The sequence below is a fragment of the Cohnella abietis genome (assembly GCF_004295585.1).
Lineage (GTDB): Bacteria > Bacillota > Bacilli > Paenibacillales > Paenibacillaceae > Cohnella > Cohnella abietis.
The window spans coordinates 6,192,501-6,211,414 of sequence record NZ_AP019400.1 but is presented as its reverse complement, the minus strand read 5'-3'; the positions used below and the strand labels follow the sequence as shown (position 1 = coordinate 6,211,414).

Here is an 18,914-nt window from a genome sequence, read left to right as displayed (position 1 = left end):
TCCATTCTGGGGGCGGCGTGTTAGTCAGATTTGTCGTTCTCAGTATTCGCTTGATAGGCAATCAGACTGATGGGATGTCCAATTCTATCCGAGAAACGTTGCTCCAATTCCTTAATTTCTTCTAGATCATCAGGGTTTAAAATAGCAAGCGAGTAAGCATCTTCATGCATGGTAAGCGCCTCCCTATGGTTTAGCATTCTAGCGTAGTATGGGAAATTATTTGTGATTTAACACCTGCTCTGCATAGAAAATCGGGCTCAGTTGCTGTACTGTTATAGAGAATGCAGGAGATGGACACTTTATTATTGAAGCTCTGTCAAGTAAGCAGCTTCTAATAACCCCTATTAGCAGGGTAATTTCTTTGGCATGTGTGACAAAGTTGTTACGGCATTAACTTCGGACTTGCAAGCCAGGCGTCCAGAAGCTAACATAGATAAAGATGGGTTTATTAGGTCAGATAAAGGAGGTCTCCCTTATGTTTCTAGTGGAAAATGCAGCTGAATCAGCAAGTGCTTATGAGCACTTCGATATCTTCATGATCATAATTACGGTTCTTATCGCCGTAGGGCTAGTACGTCTTTTGTTGACGCGGCCTCGTAAAAACATGTTTGCAATCGGTTTTACAGCTGTAGCGTTAGTTGTGTTTATTGCAGCAGATGTGAAAATGATTAGCGGCTGGTAAATGGTTGAGCAAATAGGGGTACATAAATGGACTTGGGAGCGTTGTCTTCCGAGTCCATTTTTTTGCATGCCATTTTGCATGTCACAAGTATAATTTTAGCGCATATCTATTCCTAAATAATAAAAGGAAAAAATCCCCAAACATTTTCATGTTCACGAGGCAGTAATTGTGATAGAGTTATGCTGTTTACTAGAAAATGTTAGGAGAGATAACTTTGATCAGGAACAAACGTCGCCAAATCGTTTTAGCTATTGTTATAACGGTATTAGTGGCAGTAATTGGGGCGACTGGAGCAGTGGCGGCTAACGATAACAAATTAGAGCTTGATGCAAAAGTCATTAACGGTGAGGTTTATGTCAAAGCTTCCACCCTGATGAAGCAAATAGGAGGCACGGGCTCCTATAATACAGCCACTAAAAAATATGACTACTCTATCAAATCAATTATTCCGGATGTTATTAAGAAAGTATCTCCATCCGTTGTTGCTATTATAGGCAAACCAGCGGACGAGCGCTCCAGCAATCGGTTCTCGCTCGCTCATGGTACAGGAGTAATTGTAAAGAGTGACGGCTGGATTGTTACGAATGCTCACGTTGTTAAAGGCATGGACCGAATCGTTGTTGTAACAGCGGATGGCAAGGAATATTCGGGCACCCGCAAGCAAATCGATGTGACTAGCGATCTGGCTTTAGTGAAGATTAATGCAACAGGGCTAAAGAAAGCGACATTCGCTCCATCTCCTCTGAAAGTGCAAGTAGGGGAGACGGTCATTGCTATAGGTACGCCGGTTTCCTTTTCTTTACGTAATACTGCAACGGTAGGAGTCATCAGCGGAATGAATCGTTCCGTATCCTCTGATTACAATTTGTTGCAAACAGATGCAGCGATTAATCCAGGTAACAGTGGTGGTCCGCTGGTCAATCTCCAAGGGGAGGTTGTTGGCATCAACTCTATGAAATTCGTAGATGTTGATATTGATAGCATGGGATTTGCCATACCTTCTGACACCGTACAATACGTATTAGATCATTTCAATAAATATGGCAAAGTAAAGCGTCCTTCCCTTGGTCTGGATCTAGAGGAGAGCTGGTCAGCAATCGTGGGTCTACCTACTGAAGAGCCAATGACGGTAATCGCAATTTCCTCAGATAACGCGGACACAGCAGGGGTTAAGGTGGGCGACCAATTATATTCTGTCAATGGCAAGCAGGTATCCACCTCAGTGGAGCTTAATGAGCTGTTGAAGGGGTATTTACCAGGCCAGACGGTTAGTGTAACTCTGTTGTCTAATGGAGATTTGGTTAATCGGAAAATAAAATTGTCAGAAAGTCTTGCTCATTAAGAAAGTCATTTTTTAGCTGTTGAGAGGGGTATACTAATTCATGTTATTCATTAATCGTTCCAAAAGCCGGCTTGTAATGATGCTGGCCCTCGTCATGTTCGTCCTAACTGCCGCGCTTCCAGTTTATGCAGCGGATAGCAGCACTAAGCTAGAAATTCGTTTGAAGCTCGCAAGTAACCAAATGAAAATCAATGGGGAAGCGACCAAAATCCAACCTCCATATAAATCCTCTAATGAGGTTATGGTGCCTCTAAGTGTATTCACGAATGCCAAAAGCTTCGCAGCAAAAGTACAATTAAAAGACAACAAGATCATTACGTTAACTTACCTTAAGCATGTTATTGTTATGACCATTGGCAGTAAGGCCGCTACAATTGATGGCAAGAAAGTAACCTTGTCAGAGGCTCCTGTTAATAAGTCAGGTGTAACTATGGTTCCACTTGCAATTATCGCCAAAACCTTCGGTGCAACCCAATCTAATGATGCTGCAACTAAAGAAATCGTCCTTAAAGCGACGATAACCTCAGCAGGCTCTGGTAGCAAAGGACCGGGTATTGATACCGATTCTGGCAAGTCCAAGATTGGTGATAGCTATTATACTTGGTCAATGAATTATCCGACAGGGCTCGTTCAACAGAAGCAGTGGTCTAATGGTAATTTTTTATCCTTTAGCGATGTTAAGGGCAATTATTATTTAGCCATATCCATTGAAGAAGCTGAGGAAGCTCTTGATTCGAATGAAAAACGGGATTGGATAAAGGAAAATATTGAGGATGAAACCGTAGTGGACGTAAAGACCATTACTAGACCAACAGGCAAATTCGAAAGAATAGTAACGAAGGATCAAGGCGGTTTTTACTACGAATACCGGGGAATTCAGGCAAATGGTTACTTTTACACTCTGATCTTCGGTAAAAAAGCTAGCAAAGCGTCCGAGTTAGATGCTAATGCGGCATTGCTAGACAGCTTCCAGCCAGTATACAATGCTGCCAACAAGTCACTTAAAGATTTAGCGCGAATTAAAGACGGTAAAATTTCCTTTGAGAATAGCGATTATGGGCTCAAGCTTCAATTGTCTAAGCAATGGAGTGAGGATTCACGAAGTGCCAATCCCTATTATTATGGTCCGGATGATTCGAGTCTATCTCTAGATGTTTATTCTCTTAATTCGGATGATAATCTGAGTAAATGGGTAGGAAGTTATACGCAGTTTTTCAAAGAGTTAAAAGCAGAGGCTTATCGCAAAGAGCCTGAGATAAGCTCTGTTACATGGAATGGTATCCCTGCAACAGTAGTTAAGCTTTCCTATTCGGATAATACAAAGCAGTGGCTAAATGAGTATCAGATTTATGCAATAAAGGGACAGTATAAATACGCTGTAAACTTCACCTATAAAGAAGGAAGCAGGGATGGAGTAGAGGATGTAATTAATGAGGTATTAAATGGAATGAAAATTGATTTTGCCAAAGTGGAGAAATCATTCGGTGAAGTACCGGATCCTATGGATTCCTTAGATCTCACATCAACTACAACTAAGAAGAGTAAAAAGTTTAATTATAGTGTTACAGTGCCGAAGTACTGGATTAGCGGAACAATAGATATGGATAAAAATAGTGTTAACTTCAGTCATTTAGCCACAGATCTAGCCATTGCGGTCAATCAGGGTAGTGGATTGAAAGAATATCAAGATTATTTTGAGAAAGCTAATCAGAATAGTGGCATATTTAATATGGACTCTAAAACAAATGTAACCTTTGCTGGTGTAAATGCTGTTAAATATGAATTCTCAACTAATAATTTAGCACAATATGGTCTTAAGCTAACGGTTTACATCTTTGAAAGTAATGGGAATTTGTATGCTGTTCAAGGAACGATGAATATCACTTACGCAACCGAATCAAACCTGAAGAGGCTAGATGAGGCCCTGAATTCATTTCAATTAACTAAATAATATATATTTACAGCTATTAATTAACGGAGGCTTCCTAAACGATCTGAAAAGATCTAAGGGATAGCCTCTGTTTATTTTACTACAAGAGGGACGAGTGAAAGTTGTTTATGCTTGTATCAATGGCCTGTCGGACAAAAATAGTTGACCTCTCTTGCTGTAAACGTAATAATGAGAACAGCGAATGCCGTGTAGGACACGGCTTGGAGGGAATATGAAGATGAAAGAAAAGGCCGTTATGCGGCGTGAAGATATTGAGTTGTTAGCACCTGCAGGTGATTGGGAATGTATGCGGGCTGCTGTAGCGAATGGAGCGAACGCGGTTTTCTTCGGGGTAGAGAAGTTTAATGCTCGCGCTCGTGCACATAATTTTCAGACGAATGAGCTCTCTGAAATTATGGCGTTTCTGCATAAGTATGGAGTTAAAGGTTTTCTAACCTTTAATATTCTTGTTTTTGAAGATGAGCTGGCAGAAGCTCGTAAGCTCATAGAGGCATGTATTGATGCTGGTGTAGATGCGGTGATCGTTCAGGATTTGGGACTTGTGAAGATGATTCGGGAGATTTCACCTGACTTCCCGATCCACGGTTCAACGCAGATGACGATTACTTCTCCGGAAGCCGTTGAATTTACAAAGCCGTTTGCATTAGAGAGGGTAGTTCTCGGACGGGAAAATAATCTTAAGCAGATTCAGAAAATCGGAGATCAAGCAAAGCTTCCAATGGAAGTATTCGTGCATGGTGCGCTTTGCGTTTCCTACTCTGGGCAGTGCTTGACCTCTGAAGTATGGGGAGGCCGTTCGGCTAATCGTGGTGAATGCGCGCAAGCTTGCCGTTTGCCATATGATTTGATGGTGGATGGCGTACAACAGCCTATGGGCGATATCGCCTACCTGCTTTCACCGAAGGATTTAGCTGCTATTGATATCGTGCCTGAATTAATCAATGCGGGAGTAACTTCCTTTAAGATAGAAGGCCGCTTAAAGAGCCCAGAGTATGTTGCGAATGTTGTGAGCAAGTATGGCATGGAGATTGATAAATATTTCGGCGGGGATGAAACTGGGCCTTCCAAGGAAGAGGTTCGCGAGCTACAGCAAAGCTTCTCACGGGGCTTTACACATGGCTTCTTAGATGGCACGAACAACAAGCAGCTCGTAGAGGGTACTTTCCCTAAGAGCCGCGGCGTGTATCTAGGCAAAGTGGAGAAGATTCTTCGAGATGCCGTTATTTGTAGGCTTGAAGCTCCTCTTAAGCGGGGCGATGGGATCGTCTTCGATGCTGGAGATCCGACGAAGAAAGAAGAAGGCGGACGTGTATATGATGTGCGTAGCTCCGGCCTAAAGCTGGAAGGCGAGGCTCCTGAGGGTGACTTGATTGAAATCGTACCTGGCCGCAATGACGTGGACTTAAACCGAGTGCATGAAGGTGATCGGATATGGAAAACAAGCGATCCTGCATTGGACAGGCGTCTTCGTAGCAGCTTTGAGACAGAGAAGCCATACCGGACATTTCCACTAGCGGTATCCGTGTTCGGACAAGAAGGCGCTCCTATGAGAACTATCTGGACGGATATCGGCAAGGGTACGACCGTAGCCATCGAATCAGAAATTCCGTTAGAGCGTGCTGAGAAGCGTCCGCTTGGGCAAGAGGTTCTACAGGAACAGCTTGGACGACTTGGTGGAACGCTGTATTACTTGGATCAGTTAGAGGTTGCGCTTAAAGGCGAAGTAATCGTACCGATGCGCGAATTGAACCGGATGCGCCGGGAAGCTGCTGAACAGCTAGAGCAACTTAGGGAGCAACCGCCTAAGTATATTAAAAATAGCGTAGATGAGCTGGCAGATTCTTATATGACCGATCGTGACGTCTCGGTGCAGCCTAGCGAGGTTGAATTGACTGCGCTTTGCCGTACGCTTGAGCAGGTTAAAGCTGTCGTTAAGACAGATGTATCGCTTATTTACGCGGATTTTGAATTTATTAAGCAGTTCCCAGAAGCCATTGCTGTTTGCCGTGAAGCGGGCAAGAGAATTGCACTCGTTACTCCGCGCATTCATATGCCTGGCGAGAATGGGTACCACCGTAACATCCTGAATTTGAAGCCTGATGCTGTGCTTGTTCGCAATACAGGTGCGCTTTACTACTATTTGAAGGAACGGATGGAGAAGCCTGAAGCGGATCATCCTCTCCTCATAGGAGATTTTTCATTAAACGTAGCGAACCATAAAACCGTCAACCTTTTCCGCGAAGCGGGCTGCGACTGGGTGACTCCTTCCTACGATTTGAATATTCAACAGATGGTTGATATGCTTCGTCGCTCCGATACCTCACGGCTGGAGATGGTTATTCATCAGCATATGCCGATGTTCCATACTGAGCATTGTGTATACTGCACCTTCATGAGTGAAGGGACGGATTTCACTAATTGCGGACGGCCATGTGAAGAGAAGCGGGCATCGCTGCAGGATCGTATCGGCATGTCTCACCCTGTACGCGTTGATGAAGGCTGCCGGAATACGGTATACAATGCAATAGAGCAATCGGGTGCCGAATACTTGAGTCTGTTCATGGAGCTTGGTGTACGCTCTTACCGTGTCGAGTTTCTTGAAGAAACTGGCGATAAGGTGCTCGAGGTGCTATCCCTTTATCGTGCCGCTATTGATGGACGGATTGGCGGACCTGAGGTTTGGAGGAAGCTGAAGGCGACTAACCAGCTTGGAGTTACCCGCGGGCAATTGGTTAGGTGAGTAAATGATTAATGACATAGCGAAAATGTAGCTGAAGGATACCTTTCTGGTCATATTCCAGGAGGGTATCTTTTTTTACGACCAGAAGTGATATCTAACTCCATAATTTACGTTCCATTAACACAAACATGGAGGTTTGTTTTCAAACTGATGCTACAATCAGAGCAAAGCAAATTCACAACTAGAAACATTTAATATAGAGGAGGGCGCAGACCATGAAAATGGCCGTTATCGGTGCTGGGATTGTTGGTCTTACAACGGGCGCAGGGTTTGCTGATTTAGGGCATACGGTTCATTGCGTCGACAATGATACACGGAAGATTGCGCAGCTTGCGCGAGGAATTATTCCTAATTATGAGCCGGGACTTGAAGCGCTAGTGTTACGTAATACTGCTGCCGGAAGGCTAAGCTTCGGTCATGATCCTAGCATAGTGCTAAATGAAGCAGAACTGGTCTTTCTCGCAGTAGAAACCCCAACGGGGGAGGACGGTGAAATGTCACTAGCCGCTCTTTGGGCGATCATTGATCAACTGGAGGCATGGTCACCAACTGATGATAGAAGAAAAATGATCGCGATTAGAAGCACTGTGCCTGTCGGCACGACAGAACGGGCAGAAAATAGATTAAGAGGTCGTCTACCCGCACATTGCCAAGTTGAGGTTGTCTCGATACCGCAATTTTTGCGGGAGGGCAGCTCTGTTCGGGATTTTTTCGAGCCTTCCCGTATAGTCATTGGAAGCTCATCGACTCATGTTGCCGAACGATTGACAGAGCTTCATCAGAGGCTCCCCGGTCCCATTATGTCGACAGATCCCCGAAGTGCAGAGTTAGCTAAGCTTGCTGCCAACGCTTTCCTCGCTGTTAAAATATCCTTTGCCAATGATATGGCTGCCTTAGCAGAACAAACAGGCGCTGACTATCCTGCCGTTGCTCATTCTATGGGCTTAGATCCGCGGATCGGTCCCCACTTTATTAGTGCTGGCCTTGGATTTGGTGGTTCCAACCTGCCCAAAGATGCAAGGACACTTGTAAAGATGGGGGATGAAGCAGGCGCGCCTCAAACATTAGTGGAAGCTGCAGTCCGTACGAATGCGATGCTACCACTCCGGATGGTGCGCAAGCTAGAAGCGGCGCTTTCTGATCCTGCGCGGCGTAAGGTGGCATTATTGGGGCTAGCGTTTAAACCTGGGACTGATGATTTGCGGGAAGCTCCTTCCTTGCGGGTTATAGCCGAATTAAATCGCCGGCACCCAGGTATTACTTTAACAGCATATGACCCTGAAGCTAATCAAGCTGCACGTAAGCTAATGCCGACTGGTGTGACAATCTGTGATTCGGCTGAAGAAGCTTTGAAGGGGGCGGATGCGGCTATTTTATTGACTGAGTGGCGCGAGTTTCGGCAGATCATGGCAGAAGACTTTAAAAACTGGATGAATCGTCCTATAATTATGGATGGAAGAAATGCACTGGACTCCACTGCGCTGAATGCACAGGGTGTCGTATGCATTGGTGTCGGACGATTGCCAGTCGTTCCGAAGGAGCCTATTCGGAATCCCGGCTAACTCGTACCGAAAGTCTAGAGAGGATGCCAGTTATGAGAATTCGTAAAGCCATCATTCCCGCTGCGGGAATGGGAACTCGGTTCCTTCCGGCTACGAAAGCAATGCCTAAGGAAATGCTTCCCATCATAGATAAGCCTGGAATTCAATATATTGTCGAAGAAGCCGTAGCATCTGGAATTGAAGATATTCTTATCGTAACAGGTAAAGGAAAACGGGCAATTGAGGATCACTTCGACAGCTCCTATGAGCTGGAGCAAAGCTTGCTATCGAAGGGGAAGCTGGATTTGCTATCAGAGGTTCAGAAGCCGTCCGATCTGATCGATATCCACTACATTCGCCAGAAGGAGCCTCGTGGGCTTGGTCATGCGATATGGTGCGCTCGCAAGTTCATTGGCGATGAACCATTTGCAGTGTTATTAGGGGATGATATCGTCCAATCCGACGATGTGCCTTGCTTAAAGCAAATGATGGATGTCTACGATCAGGTACAAGGCTCAGTGCTAGCGGTGAAAAAGGTGCCTGATGCTGAGGTGTCCCGATACGGAATCGTGGATCCTGATCCTTCTGGTGGCGGCGATGGCGATCGTATTCTTAAGGTGCGCGGCGTTGTGGAGAAGCCTTCCCCAGGTCATGCTCCTTCTAACATTGCTATTATCGGACGTTATATATTAACACCTGCTATCTTTAATCTATTAGAAAATCAGGATGTCGGCGCGGGCGGAGAAATTCAATTAACCGACGCAATTTACCGGTTAATGCGGGATGAATCTGTGTACGCCTACAAATTTGACGGTACCCGCTACGATACCGGTGAGAAGCTCGGCTATCTCAAAACCATTATCGACTTCGCGTTGGAGCGTCCAGACTTGAAGGACGAAGTTCGCGCCTACTTGGAAGAGAAGCTTGGGAAGTATTAGGTTGGGAACAAAGATAATATTACAAAGCGTGAAGCACACGCCGCTACCTCCTATATGGAGTTGGCGGCTTTTTTATGTTAATGATGCTAAATGGGAGGAATGGGAATGTTAGAGGAGCAATTCAAAGCGTACTTTCATGAGCAGAAGCGTAGCGCTGACCCACGAAGACTGGAGATGCTGAACCGAAATTTGACTGCAGAGATTAAGCTGTTGAAGGAGGTGTTATGGCCGGTATTTGGTTCGACTGACGGTCTTGAGATGGAATATGAGTTGATTAGTCTGACAGGCCCAATCAATCATAACCACAACCTCCTCCGGAACATTTCAGCTATTCCCTCTCATTCCTTCTTGGAAGAAGCATCGAATTCCTGTAGACTAGTAAGTAAATACTAGATCAGCTATGGAGGCTATATGCTCCCTTCCTTTTATGACAATTGGAAACACGTGTTTAAGCTAGACCCTGAGCGGCCAATAGATGATGCGACATTGGATGCGATATGTACATCTGGTACAGATGCCATTCTTGTCGGTGGATCTAGCGGAGTAACGTTCGATAATACAGTCGATCTCATGGCGCGGATACGTCGGTACGAGGTTCCATGTGCGTTTGAGTTATCCGACCCGGCTTGTGGAGTTCCTGGATTTGATGGTTATTTCATTCCTAGCGTTATCAACACGAAACATACCGAATGGTTGATAGGCCACCACGTCGAGGCGCTTCGTGATTTTGGACATTTACTTCCATGGGATTTAATCACAGGTGAAGCCTATTTGGTGCTCAATCCGGAATCAACAGTTGCCAAAGTAAGTCGAGCAGAGACGAACATTAGCAACGAAGAGGCGATAGCCTACAGCCAAGTAGCGGACAGGCTCTGGAATGTGCCGGTTCTCTATGTGGAATATAGCGGAGTTTTCGGTGATATGGCTTTACTGAAGAGTATAAAAAGTGGACTAAAACAGGCGCATCTCTTCTACGGTGGAGGAATCAGCAGTCCTGAGCTTGCGGCTCAAGCCGCTGCCTCGGCAGATACAGTTGTCGTTGGCAACATCATTTACGAAAACCTGGATGCCGCACTTGCAACTGTAAACGCGGTAAACCTTGCGATAAAGGAGCAAGATCATGTTTTTTGAACGGGATAATACAAGTTCCATTGATATCGATGCCTCAATTAATAAGCTGAATCCAAAGCAGAAGGAAGCGGCCATAGCGACTAACGGACCCCTCCTTATTATGGCTGGCGCAGGAAGCGGTAAGACGCGAGTGCTGACTCATCGTATAGCTTATCTCATTTCCAAACGTCTAGCTGCACCATGGAGTATTTTGGCGATTACTTTTACAAACAAAGCAGCTCGTGAAATGCAGGACAGGGTAGCTAAGCTCATTGGTCCGTCCGGCAAAGATATTTGGGTAAGCACCTTCCACTCCATGTGCGTGCGTATTCTCCGTAGAGATATCGAACGTATTGGATTCGGTTCTAATTTCAGCATTCTCGATTCCACGGATCAGCTTTCTGTCATCCGTAACGTCATGAAGGATAACAACATCGATACGAAGAAAATCGAGCCTAAGGCAGTTCAAGGCTCCATTAGTGCGGCGAAGAATGAGCTCATGTCTCCGGCTCAATACGAGCAGAAGCAAGGGGATTATTTTGAATCCATCGTAGCTAAGGTGTACACGCAATATCAACGGAGACTCAAAGCTAACAACTCGCTCGACTTCGATGATCTTTTGCTCCAAACGATCCAGCTTTTTAAAGATGTTCCTGAGGTTCTAGAATCTTATCAGAATAAATTCAAATACATTCATGTCGATGAATACCAGGATACCAATAAAGCGCAATACACCCTGTGTAAAATGCTCGCACAAAAGCATCATAACATCTGCGTTGTTGGAGATAGTGATCAGTCGATTTACCGTTGGCGTGGAGCGGACATTACGAACATCCTTAACTTTGAGGCGGATTATCCTGAAGCGCAAAGTATTTTGCTGGAGCAGAACTATCGTTCTACCTCGAACATTCTAGATGCGGCGAACGCAGTCATTAAGAACAATATGGGTCGCAAAGCGAAAAACCTATGGACAGATCAAGATGGCGGCGACAAAATCACGGTGTACCAGGGTGATTCCGAGCACGAGGAAGGTTATTTTATAGCAGGTGAGATTCGCAAAAACCGTCAAAATGCCCGTCGCTACGGTGATCATGCGATTCTGTACCGGACGAATGCGCAGTCACGGGTCGTCGAGGAAATCCTTATTAAATCTGAAATTCCTTACCAAATCGTTGGCGGAATTAAGTTCTACGATCGTAAAGAGATTAAGGACATTCTTTCCTATTTACGGTTGGTGTCCAATCCGGATGATGATAATAGCTTGAATCGGGTCGTTAATGAGCCGAAGCGGGGCTTAGGCGATACGACGATGACGAAGGTGCGGGAAGAGGCGACTCGTAAGGGTATCTCTATTTTGCAGCTGCTTAATGAAGGGGATGGGTTGCTCGGAGACGGGCTGTATCATCTGGATATTCAATCTAGAGCAAAGGTAGCTTTGTCTGGCTTCCGTGATCTTATTAATAATTTATCTGCGATGGTCGAATATTTATCCGTAACGGAATTGACGGAGAAGCTGCTCGAGCTCACTGAATATCGGCTTGAGCTGCAGCGGGAGAATACACTTGAATCCAAGTCACGTCTTGAAAATATAGAAGAGTTCTTGTCGGTTACGCAAGAATTCGAGAAGCGCAATGATGATAAGTCACTGATCTCATTTTTGACAGAGCTGGCACTTGTTGCGGATATTGATTCGATGGATGATGAAGAAGGTGACGGTGATGCCGTAATCCTGATGACCATGCATAGCGCCAAAGGCTTGGAATTCCCAGTCGTGTTCATTGTAGGGATGGAAGAAGGCTTGTTCCCAAGCAGTCGTTCCTTCATGGATAACGCGGAAATGGAAGAAGAACGAAGATTGGCATACGTTGGAATCACAAGGGCAGAGAAGAAGCTATATTTAACCTGTGCCCGGATGCGGTTGCTCTATGGTAAAACAAGTACAAATGCTCCTTCACGGTTTTTGGGAGAAATTCCACTTGAATTGAAGGAAGCGGTAGAATCTGCAGGTGGAGGCCGCTCTGGCTCGTATGGAGGATATGGTTCTCGGGTAAGTGGTGGAGGAAACAGTGGGTACGGCACACGTTCCCCATCATCTCCAAGTGTAGGATTCGGTGCTCGCCCTACCGTTAGTCCAACGACAAACGCTTCAGTTACCCGACCGCAGACACCTTCAGCTGCTAAGCCTGTTGGAGATGGAATGGCAATAGCTGCAGGAGATAAGGTTCAGCATGCGAAGTGGGGTATTGGTACTGTTGTAGCTGTAAAAGGTACAGGTAATGATGCAGAGCTGCAAATTGCGTTTCCAGCACCTACAGGTGTTAAGAGACTATTAGCTGCGTTCGCTCCAGTTACTAAAATATAAAAAACCGCCGAGCTTTCTCGGCGATCCAATGCGGGCTCTTATGAGCCCGTTTTCCAATCTTAAGACCTTGAATTGTTGTGGCCTAAATTATCGTAGCCATGATGGTGATAATCTGGCGTTCGTAGCTCCTGTAAAATGTCCATGTACGCGATATGACGCTTGGTTTCTAGAGTACCGATCTTATAAAGGTAACGGTAGATTTCAACCATATTGTCGTTATATCGATTAGTAGCTTTGTCATGGTCAGCGGATTTATAAGGGATTTGCGCTCTTAAGTAGGTTTTTTCTATATTTTTCTGTTCTTGATTTAATAAAGCGAGCAAATGGTTCCTTTCCTCTTCCGTTGCCAGAACGGTAAGCTGGTCTGTCAACGAAGGCTCCGTTCCTACCATGCTTGCCGAGACGGAGACGTAATAGCGTTGTTTTGCCATCTCCCTCACCTCCTAGAAATTGTGACTAACAATCATTAAACCTTGGGGCGGGAGGGTGAAACACGAAGGGCGAAGATCAAGGTTATTACAACATATCAGCAAGTATAGAATTTTTGATACTTTTCTGATATGTCTCCGACATAAACATTGAACGCCGCGAAAGGACGGCTTCAGCCGTTTATGCTTGACTAATTTGACAATGCTTCTTGAGCGAAATAGACTAGGGGGAAAGCCCCGATTATTTATTAAAAGTGAGGTCAAGAATCAATGGCACAAACCGGATTTCTAGAGCGGATGCAGGAGCTCGTCGCTGAGCTTAACGCGCATAGCCATCGATACTATACAGAAGACAATCCAACGATCAGCGATAAAGAATATGATGTCCTTTATGATGAGCTTTCGCAGCTAGAGGCAGTCAGTGGATCGATTTTGCCGGACTCTCCGACTCGAAGAGTTGGTGGTGATATCCTTAAGGGATTCGAACCGCATCGCCATCTTTCCCGACTTTGGAGCTTGGACAAGGCGCAGAATACTGAGGATTTAGTTGCTTGGGCTGCGAGAGTCAATCGACTAATTACGGACTACAATTCCAAGAACACGGATGATCCACTTCCTGCTCCCGAATACGTAGTGGAATTAAAGTTCGATGGGCTATCCTTAAACCTAACCTATGAGAACGGTGAGTTAGCCCAAGCCGCAACGAGAGGTAATGGTGAGATAGGGGAAGGCATTCTTGCCCAAGCTCGCACGATTCGCACAGTACCACTTACAATCGGCTTTGGAGAAGGAACGATTGAGGTGCAGGGAGAAGGCTTTATGCGTTTGTCTGTGCTTGAGGAATATAACAAAACAGCTGCTGAACCCCTTAAGAACGCTCGTAATGGAGCTGCAGGTGCTTTGCGGAATCTAGATCCTCGAATTACGGCGTCTCGCAAATTGGATGCTTTCTTCTATAATGTCGGGTTTTCTGAAAATGTTTCTTTTGCCAACCATCGTGAAATGATGAGCTTCTTGCGAGAAAATAAGTTCCCCGTTAATCCGTATAATGCCTATTTTACGACAATGGAAGAAGTAATTGTTGAGCTAGAGGCAGTTGTCGAGCGACGTGGACACTTGGATTACTTAATTGATGGAGCGGTTATTAAGCTGACTGATATGAGAACAAGGGATGCTTTGGGTTATACGGACAAATTCCCTCGTTGGGCTGTCGCCTTTAAATTTGAGGCAGAGGAAACGACGACGGTACTAGAATCTGTATCCTGGGAATTAGGGAGAACGGGTAAGGTAACTCCACTTGCTCGTGTAGAAGCAGTTGAGCTCGCTGGTGTTACCGTACAGAATTGCACACTCAACAATGTCGGTGATATTGAACGCAAAAATCTTTCTCATGCATTGGGGACAAGAGTATTTATTCGGCGCTCCAACGACGTTATTCCTGAGATTCTGGGTAAAGCGGATGATGAAGAAGGCCAAACAATCGAGATTCCAATCGTTTGTCCCGGTTGTGGATCTCCTTTGGAAATGAGGGGGGCGCATCTGTTCTGTAACAATCGTTTAGGATGCAAGCCACAGATCATTGGACGGATCACTCATTTCGCATCTCGCGATTGCATGGACATTGAGACATTCAGCGGGAAGACTGCGGAGCAATTGTACGAGGAACTAAATGTTCGCGAGCCGGCTGATTTGTACAGCTTAAATTATGATGATTTGGTTAAGCTCCAACGCTTTGGAGAAAAGAAGGCGACTAACCTGCTGGCAGCGCTGGAGAAATCGAAATCGCGGGAGCTATCTTCTTTTCTAAATGCCTTGGGTATTCCCAATACGGGAAAAGCTACGACTAAAATGCTAGCAGAGCATTTTGGCGATTTGGATAGGTTAATGGCTTCAGAGGTTGATGAGCTTGTTGGATTACCGGACGTCGGTGGCATTGTTGCGGAGAGTATCTTCAACTATTTCCGCGATCCAATTGCATTAGCAAGCATCGCCCGCATGCGCGAGCTTGGCATGAAAGCTGAGGCATCTCGTCCAGCGGCTGCTTCAGCAGATGCGAATCATCCTCTGTTTGGTAAAACGGTCGTACTGACTGGAACACTGTCGGTTATGACACGAGATGAAGCTGCCCAGAAGCTAGAAGCGCTTGGAGCTAAAGTGTCAGGTAGTGTATCAAAGAAAACAGATCTAGTTATTGCAGGAGAAAGTGCTGGAAGTAAGCTAACAAAGGCACGTGATCTAGGCGTTCCTGTACTAGAGGATCAAGAAGAATTGCTACGACTTCTCGGAGGCCAATAACAGGCAACCAGTAAGAAAGCTTTAGCATGTTAACGATATCGGGTTTGTCACCAAAATTCAAAAGGCGTTGATGCAGGTATTGAACTACCTGAATCAACGCCTTTTGAGCAATGTGTCTCTTCTCAGCCCAGTTGCTCGAAAATATCATACACCACTCATCAAACGTGCCTCTCTGAAGCCTCGTTGTTCAAAAATATCGTACACTCCCCATCAAACGTGCCTCTTCCTAGCTCAGTTGCTCGAAAATATCGTACACCACCCATCAAACATGCCTCTTCCTAGCCCAGTTGCTCGAAAATATCGTACACCACCCATCAAACATGCCTCTTCCTAGCCCAGTTGCTCGAAAATATCGTACACCACTCATCAAACGTGCCTCTTCCTAACCCAGATGCTCGAAAATATCGTACACCACCCATCAAACGTGCCTCTTCCTAGCCCAGTTGCTCGGAAATTTCTTACACCACCCATCAAATGAGTCTCTTCCTGGTCCAGTTGTTCGAAAACTTCATACAACTCCTTCAGACCTTACACCTCCCTAGCTCAGTTAATTTTACATCTGTCTTAATGCGTTTTTCTTTTCAGCCTTATTGCTCAAAACTTCTCTGCTTTTGAACGTCCACTTATGCTCCCTCACCCACACGCTAAAGACGCCGGTGAGATAATCTCAAGATTATAAGTGCTGCACACAATCCATCCTTCTTACTCCCAGTTAGTAAATCTGCAATATTCGACATTCCTTTCATTCGAGCATAAATATATAATTATATAATTTCACAAGCAAGGATGATCCGCTATGGATCGTCCTTGCTTGAATCTATCTATTATTCACAAGCCTATAACTACTTCCGATCATCAAATAGCACTTTATTAAGAAGTTATATTCGTAAGACGATCGCAAGCTAAAGCACTTCGAGAACAATCTTACTTTCCTTAAGATTAAGCTTAATATATCCTCCACCAAACGTCTCGCTTACAACTTCTACATATTTAGAGTCTGGGGAATACCAAATCCCGTAGGTTTGGGGCTCTGATGAGGCTACAGGATTAGTATTCTTTAGGATGATTTTACGATCGGCATTGCGGGACATCGAAGCCATTGCATTGCTTTCATCGGCTTGAATGAAAATTTGTTTAATCTCCGTTACGGTGGCGGCATCTTTAATCGTTTTATACTCAATGTATGTTTTTCCGTCGGTGTCTGGTTTGCTAACTTCAAGGAGAAGAAAATTATCGAGGTCAGCTTTCTTTGTTGATGTGGAGCAACCAACAGTTAGTAGAGCGATTATCATTATAAGTATTAATGTGCGCAAAGATCTCATTTACCCTCTCTCCCTTAACTATAGGATTTCTTCGTTATATGTAGAAAGACGTATTTATCAGTCATTAGGTTGCTCACTCACAAACATTAAACAGCTCTTGCTATCCTCCTTTGGGTTAATGAAAGGCGATTATTTAGGAGGTTATTTAGGACCGGACTCACGTGAGACTTAAAAGAATAAATATGAAAAAGGACGCCTCCGATGGAAACGTCCCTTTTGCGGTTGGGTTATATAGTCTAATTTCTTCTCAGACGTCCTGCGCGTATTTGCTTGATCCAGAAGTAGACTGTACAGCCTATGCAGAACCCGAGTAAAGCTGCGCTTGAAGCAAGTAAAAGCATAGCAGAGAAAGCGTATCCGGCAATTTGCCAACCGAAGGCGAAAGAAATTAGGGCTAGACTTAGAAATAGGATGGCCAATAAATTGTTAAACCGCTGAAGCTCTATCGCTTGGGTTTCTTCACCTTTATCTTTAAGTACTTGCTTGGCAACAATTACGAAAAGGTTAAAGCGTCCTTCAGTTATTAACCCGGCTACTTGAATGACCCACAAAGCTAGGAGTATCCAAGGTTCATGTAAGAGGAAGGAAAGAACGACTGAAACAGCGATTCCTATCTGATTAGCTTTTACGTAACGCATGGGAACTTCGCGCATATATAATCACCTCAATGTCGATGAGCTTACTTGAATTAAATGTAATTCAAATGGAAAGGGAAGGCAATAGGTACAGTATGTATTTTTGATAGTGCTTGGCCCACTGAATCTTACTTTCTATATATGAATGATCTTCGTTATAGAGTATCTAATTAACTAATCAATAACGATTAATGTTATGAGATACTCTTGATCTGGCGCGGGGATAAGTTTCTATAGACAGTATTACAGGAGAACGTCAAAGCGAAAGTAGATCATAAGTCGGTGATGAATTATTAGAACATTATATGAAGGAAGAATGATTCGCGCGGGCTAATAGTGGGTTATTATTACTATGTAAGACGTAGCATCTAGTAAGGATTTTATAGAGGTTATGGGCAAAGAAAGCATTGTATTATATTCCCAGAATAAAAAGGGTTGCAATCGTGTTGTAGGCTGTGATATATTATTTAAGCCGCTTCAAGAGGGCGCAGCACAAACAAGCAAAACAGTAACACGAATTGTTCTTTGAAAACTGAACATTGAGCGTAAGAAAACGAACAAATCGTCGGAAGATAACTTCGGTTATCGGAAGACAAACCAGTTGTAAAGATTGAGCCTCAAAGGCTCTTTAATACGAGACTTCGGTCTCACTATTATGGAGAGTTTGATCCTGGCTCAGGACGAACGCTGGCGGCGTGCCTAATACATGCAAGTCGAACGGATCTTGTTTAGGGGCTTGCTCCTGAACTTGGTTAGTGGCGGACGGGTGAGTAACACGTAGGCAACCTGCCCACAAGATCGGGATAACATTCGGAAACGAATGCTAAGACCGGATAAACAATTTGATCGCATGGTCGAATTGGGAAACGCGGAGCAATCTGCGGCTTGTGGATGGGCCTGCGGCGCATTAGCTAGTTGGTGGGGTAATGGCTCACCAAGGCGACGATGCGTAGCCGACCTGAGAGGGTGAACGGCCACACTGGGACTGAGACACGGCCCAGACTCCTACGGGAGGCAGCAGTAGGGAATCTTCCACAATGGGCGAAAGCCTGATGGAGCAACGCCGCGTGAGTGAGGAAGGCTTTCGGGTCGTAAAGCTCTGTTGCCAGGGAAGAATAAGGGTGAGAGTAACTGCTCATCCGATGACGGTACCTGAGAAGAAAGCCCCGGCTAACTACGTGCCAGCAGCCGCGGTAATACGTAGGGGCAAGCGTTGTCCGGATTTATTGGGCGTAAAGCGCGCGCAGGCGGTTCTTTAAGTCTGGTGTCTAAGTGCGGGGCTCAACCCGTGATGCACTGGAAACTGGGGAACTTGAGTGCAGAAGAGGAGAGCGGAATTCCACGTGTAGCGGTGAAATGCGTAGAGATGTGGAGGAACACCAGTGGCGAAGGCGGCTCTCTGGACTGTAACTGACGCTGAGGCGCGAAAGCGTGGGGAGCAAACAGGATTAGATACCCTGGTAGTCCACGCTGTAAACGATGAGTGCTAGGTGTTGGGGGTATCATGCCCTCGGTGCCGAAGTTAACACATTAAGCACTCCGCCTGGGGAGTACGGTCGCAAGACTGA

The 18,914-nt window shown here is 45.2% G+C and carries 14 protein-coding genes and 1 rRNA gene (1 of these 15 only partly in view); 11 read left to right on the top strand and 4 right to left on the bottom strand.

The genetic code is table 11. The annotated features are described in order from the left end of the window. Positions 1-20: 20 nt before the first annotated feature. On the bottom strand, positions 21-170 hold the full coding sequence (locus KCTCHS21_RS30980) for a hypothetical protein (protein WP_157994133.1): 150 nt from the start codon (positions 168-170) through the stop codon (positions 21-23). A gap of 305 nt (positions 171-475) precedes the next feature. On the opposite strand from KCTCHS21_RS30980, the gene KCTCHS21_RS27260 reads away from it, so the two are divergent. The 9 genes from KCTCHS21_RS27260 to pcrA all read left to right on the top strand — a co-directional run bounded on the left by KCTCHS21_RS27260 (position 476) and on the right by pcrA (position 12,666). Next, a complete protein-coding gene (locus KCTCHS21_RS27260) occupies positions 476-682 on the top strand; it encodes a hypothetical protein (RefSeq protein WP_130615308.1) in 207 nt (68 codons plus the stop codon). Positions 683-896: 214 nt separating this feature from the next. Further along, on the top strand, positions 897-2,024 hold the full coding sequence (locus tag KCTCHS21_RS27255) for a S1C family serine protease (protein ID WP_232057978.1): 1,128 nt from the start codon (positions 897-899) through the stop codon (positions 2,022-2,024). A 40-nt stretch (positions 2,025-2,064) separates the two neighbouring features. After that, positions 2,065-3,975, top strand: a complete 1,911-nt coding sequence (locus tag KCTCHS21_RS27250) for a copper amine oxidase N-terminal domain-containing protein (RefSeq protein ID WP_130615304.1) — start codon at positions 2,065-2,067, stop codon at positions 3,973-3,975. A 217-nt stretch (positions 3,976-4,192) separates the two neighbouring features. Then, complete coding sequence (locus tag KCTCHS21_RS27245; RefSeq protein ID WP_130616727.1) at positions 4,193-6,715, top strand: U32 family peptidase; 2,523 nt, start codon at positions 4,193-4,195, stop codon at positions 6,713-6,715. Between the two features lie 215 nt (positions 6,716-6,930). Then, on the top strand, positions 6,931-8,277 hold the full coding sequence (locus tag KCTCHS21_RS27240) for a UDP-glucose dehydrogenase family protein (RefSeq protein WP_130615302.1): 1,347 nt from the start codon (positions 6,931-6,933) through the stop codon (positions 8,275-8,277). A gap of 32 nt (positions 8,278-8,309) precedes the next feature. After that, on the top strand, positions 8,310-9,194 hold the full coding sequence (gene galU / locus KCTCHS21_RS27235) for a UTP--glucose-1-phosphate uridylyltransferase GalU (protein WP_130615300.1): 885 nt from the start codon (positions 8,310-8,312) through the stop codon (positions 9,192-9,194). A 99-nt stretch (positions 9,195-9,293) separates the two neighbouring features. Continuing rightward, a complete protein-coding gene (locus tag KCTCHS21_RS27230) occupies positions 9,294-9,587 on the top strand; it encodes a hypothetical protein (protein ID WP_162309392.1) in 294 nt (97 codons plus the stop codon). A gap of 18 nt (positions 9,588-9,605) precedes the next feature. After that, the gene (gene pcrB, locus KCTCHS21_RS27225; protein ID WP_130615296.1) at positions 9,606-10,325 is read left to right on the top strand and encodes a heptaprenylglyceryl phosphate synthase; all 720 of its coding nucleotides are present in this window, start codon (positions 9,606-9,608) and stop codon (positions 10,323-10,325) included. Then, positions 10,315-12,666: a DNA helicase PcrA gene (pcrA, locus tag KCTCHS21_RS27220; protein WP_130615294.1), complete on the top strand. Its 2,352-nt coding sequence runs from the start codon at positions 10,315-10,317 to the stop codon at positions 12,664-12,666. Before pcrB ends, pcrA begins: the two co-directional genes overlap by 11 nt. Before the next feature lie 59 nt (positions 12,667-12,725). Here pcrA and KCTCHS21_RS27215 read toward each other — a convergent pair whose 3' ends face one another. Continuing rightward, positions 12,726-13,097 carry a hypothetical protein gene (locus KCTCHS21_RS27215; RefSeq protein WP_130615292.1) on the bottom strand — a complete coding sequence of 124 codons (372 nt, stop codon included), beginning with the start codon at positions 13,095-13,097 and terminating at the stop codon, positions 12,726-12,728. Between the two features lie 267 nt (positions 13,098-13,364). Here KCTCHS21_RS27215 and ligA point away from each other — a divergent pair, with 267 nt between their 5' ends. Then, positions 13,365-15,389 carry an NAD-dependent DNA ligase LigA gene (ligA, locus tag KCTCHS21_RS27210; protein WP_130615289.1) on the top strand — a complete coding sequence of 675 codons (2,025 nt, stop codon included), beginning with the start codon at positions 13,365-13,367 and terminating at the stop codon, positions 15,387-15,389. A gap of 902 nt (positions 15,390-16,291) precedes the next feature. Here the strand turns inward: ligA and KCTCHS21_RS27205 are convergent. Together KCTCHS21_RS27205 and KCTCHS21_RS27200 are read right to left on the bottom strand one after the other, a co-directional pair. After that, positions 16,292-16,711 carry a hypothetical protein gene (locus KCTCHS21_RS27205; protein WP_130615287.1) on the bottom strand — a complete coding sequence of 140 codons (420 nt, stop codon included), beginning with the start codon at positions 16,709-16,711 and terminating at the stop codon, positions 16,292-16,294. 236 nt (positions 16,712-16,947) lie between these two features. Next, positions 16,948-17,349, bottom strand: a complete 402-nt coding sequence (locus KCTCHS21_RS27200) for a DUF4395 domain-containing protein (RefSeq protein WP_232057977.1) — start codon at positions 17,347-17,349, stop codon at positions 16,948-16,950. A 649-nt stretch (positions 17,350-17,998) separates the two neighbouring features. On the opposite strand from KCTCHS21_RS27200, the gene KCTCHS21_RS27195 reads away from it, so the two are divergent. Next, a 16S ribosomal RNA gene (locus KCTCHS21_RS27195) occupies positions 17,999-18,914 on the top strand; it runs 638 nt beyond the window's last position.